Source organism: Flavobacterium facile (assembly GCF_036321945.1).
Classification (GTDB): Bacteria; Bacteroidota; Bacteroidia; order Flavobacteriales; family Flavobacteriaceae; genus Flavobacterium; species Flavobacterium facile.
Map to the genome: position 1 here is coordinate 1 of NZ_JAZAYT010000009.1, position 3,416 is coordinate 3,416.

3 protein-coding genes are annotated in these 3,416 nt (G+C 29.9%); 2 read left to right on the forward strand and 1 reads right to left on the reverse strand.

From position 1 onward, the window contains the following. Together UEQ13_RS00055 and UEQ13_RS00060 are read left to right on the forward strand one after the other, a co-directional pair. Positions 1-1,647: T9SS type B sorting domain-containing protein (locus UEQ13_RS00055; RefSeq protein ID WP_329804337.1), on the forward strand; the 1,647-nt coding region annotated here is incomplete at its 5' end. A gap of 258 nt (positions 1,648-1,905) precedes the next feature. Then, positions 1,906-2,184, forward strand: coding sequence for a hypothetical protein (locus tag UEQ13_RS00060; protein ID WP_329804338.1), 279 nt, complete (start codon positions 1,906-1,908; stop codon positions 2,182-2,184). Positions 2,185-2,358: 174 nt separating this feature from the next. Here the strand turns inward: UEQ13_RS00060 and UEQ13_RS00065 are convergent, their stop codons facing one another. Beyond that, positions 2,359-3,363 (reverse strand): IS30 family transposase, encoded by a 1,005-nt coding sequence (locus UEQ13_RS00065; RefSeq protein ID WP_329804339.1) that lies wholly within the window; start codon positions 3,361-3,363, stop codon positions 2,359-2,361. Positions 3,364-3,416: the final 53 nt, after the last annotated feature.

Sequence of the window (3,416 nt, forward strand, 5' to 3'; positions counted from 1 at the left end):
CAATTTATCACTCAAATAGCTGATTATTCTATATGTAATGGCGATAATATGAATTTAGCTGTTTTAATAGCTAATAATTCAACTGTTCCAGGTGCTACATTTGAATGGATAGCTACATTTAATAACAATATTAATAGTTTAGGTTTATCAAGTACAGGTGGATTAGGTACAATAGATCAAGTACTTAATTTATTAGATCCAACACAACCAAGTTCATTAACTATTCAAGTTCGTCCTGTTTTAGGAACTTGTAAAGGTAATTTTCAAGATATTATAATAACGGTAAATACAAAACCAGAAATTCAGCGAGTAAATATAGCACCAGCTACAATTTGTAATAATGGTTCTACAGTGTTAACAATTGTTGCTTCACCTGTTGGAACAGTCTATGATTGGGTAGTTAGTAATGTAAATGGTGTTGTGCTTTCAAATGGTAGTACATCAGGTTCAAGTACTTCAAATGTAATTACTATGAATTTAGAGTTAATAGATGAAGAAATTGCAGGTCGTTTAACATTTACAATAACTCCAAGAAACGGGAATTGTATTGGGCTTCCATTTACAACTGGAATAATTAATGTGAATCCTATTCCAGGTGCTCCGTTTTTTAGTCCATTACCTCCAATTTGTAGTGGTGGCACAACAGCAGGATTGTTAGTTAATCCTTCGTTTCCTGTTCTTGCGGGTACTGAAATAGTTTGGGAAGTGGTACAAGAAGTAAATGTAACAGGAGCTTCAAACGGATTTGGAATAGCGCCAGCACCTATTTTACAAACGCTTACCAATACAACAAATAATCAAGGTTATGTTATATATAGTGTGAAATCTAGGCTGAATGGATGCGAAAGTAATGCTGTTAATATAACAGTATTTGTAAATCCAAAACCAAAACCAGATTTAACAGACGGTCATATTTGTGTTGATCCGGCAGGAAACACCTTCCAAAGTTATTTCTTAAGCACACAGTTGTCTAATGCTAATTTCAGATACAGATGGTTTAAGTTAAATACAGTTACTAACTTATATGAGGAGATTTTCGGAGAAACTAATTCAACTTATGAAGTAACTACAGAAGGTACTTATAAAGTTGAAGTTATAGATGTTACCTATACTACAAATTGTATAGAAACTGATATAGCGGTTGTTGGAGAAGAAATTCCAGCTACAGGTTTTACGTATGTGGTAACGGATGCGTTTACAGATAATGCTACAATTACTATACTTGTAAATCCGGTTGGAACAGGAAATTTAATTTATTCATTAGATGGTGGTGCTTGGCAAAGTAGTAATGTGTTTACAGGAGTTGAAGCTGGTGAACATGAAGTATTAATATTAGATGAAGAAGGATGTACAAATCTTTCGGATAAGATATTTGTAATTGATTACCCTAAATATTTTACTCCAAATGGAGATGGTATTCATGATACTTGGAATGTTGTTGGGTTAAATCAAGCAGATGCTAAGTTGTATATTTTTGACAGATACGGAAAATTAATTAAACAATTAGTTCCTGTGGATGGAAGTCCGGGATGGGATGGAACTTATAACGGTCAATTAGCACCATCTACAGATTATTGGTTCACCATTGAATTTTCAGAAAACAACCAACAAAAACAATTTAAATCGCATTTTTCGTTAAAACGTTAATTTTATCGATATAATTTATTTAAAAACCACCTAATTTTAGGTGGTTTTTTTTGTTAAAAAATATTTTTTTATAATAATTATTCTTATTTATACTTGTATTTATTGAATTTGTTTAATAATATAAAAATAATATAGTTAATTATTTGAATATTAAAAAATTATTTTAATATTTGTTAATTAACAAAAATTTAATAAATGATTAATTTTTTTAATGAACTTGTTAATAAATTATAAAAATCAACCAAAAATCATCTAACTATGAAAAAATTATTAATGATTGTTTTTAGCATTCTTTCTTTTGTTGTGTCTGCACAGGAAAAGAAAAATTCTGATTCTCAAAAAAGTGTAAAAAGCTCAAAAAAGGTTGTTGCCATTTCAAACTCTGAAAGTAACAAATCAAAAGCTTCAAATACACAAATTGTGAAAGAAAAAAATCCGGATAAGACAAAAGTATCGCCAGAAGAATTTTATATAATAAATGATAAGCCAGTTGATAAGGTAACGTATTTAAAAAATTTAAAAACTAATAAGAAATAATATTTCTAATACTAAAAAATCAAGAATATGGGGCGGATTCAAGACCTTAACGCAACAAGGTCAGTTAATATTGTTCTAATCAAAATTAGTATTTTCTTTTCATTTTGTCTAATTTCAGAATAACTTTTTTGGTCTTTTTAATTGACCAAAAGTTATTTCCGAAATAGGCTTGATTTATGCTATATAGTTAGTGATTTCTTGATTCATTTTTTCTTGAGGTGTTTTGTACCCTAAAACCTTTCTAGGTCTATTGTTTAGAGTTAATTCAGCATGTTTTAGTTGTTTGTTTGTTATGGTGTTAAAATCAGTTCCTTTAGGGAAAAAACGCCTAATTAAACCGTTCGTGTTTTCGTTAGTTCCACGTTCCCAGGAAGAATAAGGATTAGCAAAATATATATCCATTCCAGTGTTATTTGATAGCCATTTGTGATTTGCCATTTCCATTCCGTTGTCGTAAGTCATTGATTTTACAGTGTATTTGGGTAGTGTTTTCAAGTGTTTTGCAAATTGTTGTGTCACGGTTTCGGATTTTCTATTTTCTAATTTAATAATGAAAACATATCTTGTTTTTCTTTCTACAATTGTTCCGATGGCACTTTTTTGTCCTACACCAATCATTAGATCTCCTTCCCAATGTCCAACTTCGTTTCGTAACTCAACACTGTTGGGTCTTTGGCTAATATTTACTTGGTCTTTGATTCGTATTTTGTTTTTTCCACCTTTTCTATTGTATCTTCTTTTGGAATGATGATAGGGTAGAAGTTGTATGAGTTTTTTGCCTAATCTTGACTGTCTATGTTTATAAATATGCTGATAAATTGCTTCATGAGAGATTGTCATAATACTATTGTTAGGATAATCAATTTTAATTCTTCCAGCAATTTGTTCTGGCGAAAAACCACATAATAAGCCTCTGTAAACAAATAGTTTAAGTTTTTTATGAGTATTTATTTTATCAAGATTTCTTTTGTTTAAATACTCTTCTTTTGCAAAGAAATCTGCTAAAGTTGCATTGTATTTATCGGTTGGTTTGTGCATCCAACTATTTATTTCTCGAGTAATAGTAGAACGATTTCTATTTAGATGCTTTGCAATATAACTTTTAGACTTATTTTCATAGAGTAAAGTCTCAATAATAATGCGTTCATTTAGTGTAAGTCGTTTGTGCTTTTTTTCCATAATTCAACAAAGATAAAAATTATCATTTGTTGCATTAAGTTATTGAATTCTCC

Bases quoted from the DNA above. Each gene is read 5' to 3' on its own strand.
- UEQ13_RS00060 (WP_329804338.1), top strand. From the start codon at position 1,906: ATGAAAAAATTATTAATGATTGTTTTTAGCATTCTTTCTTTTGTTGTG.
- UEQ13_RS00065 (WP_329804339.1), bottom strand. From the start codon at position 3,363: ATGGAAAAAAAGCACAAACGACTTACACTAAATGAACGCATTATTATT.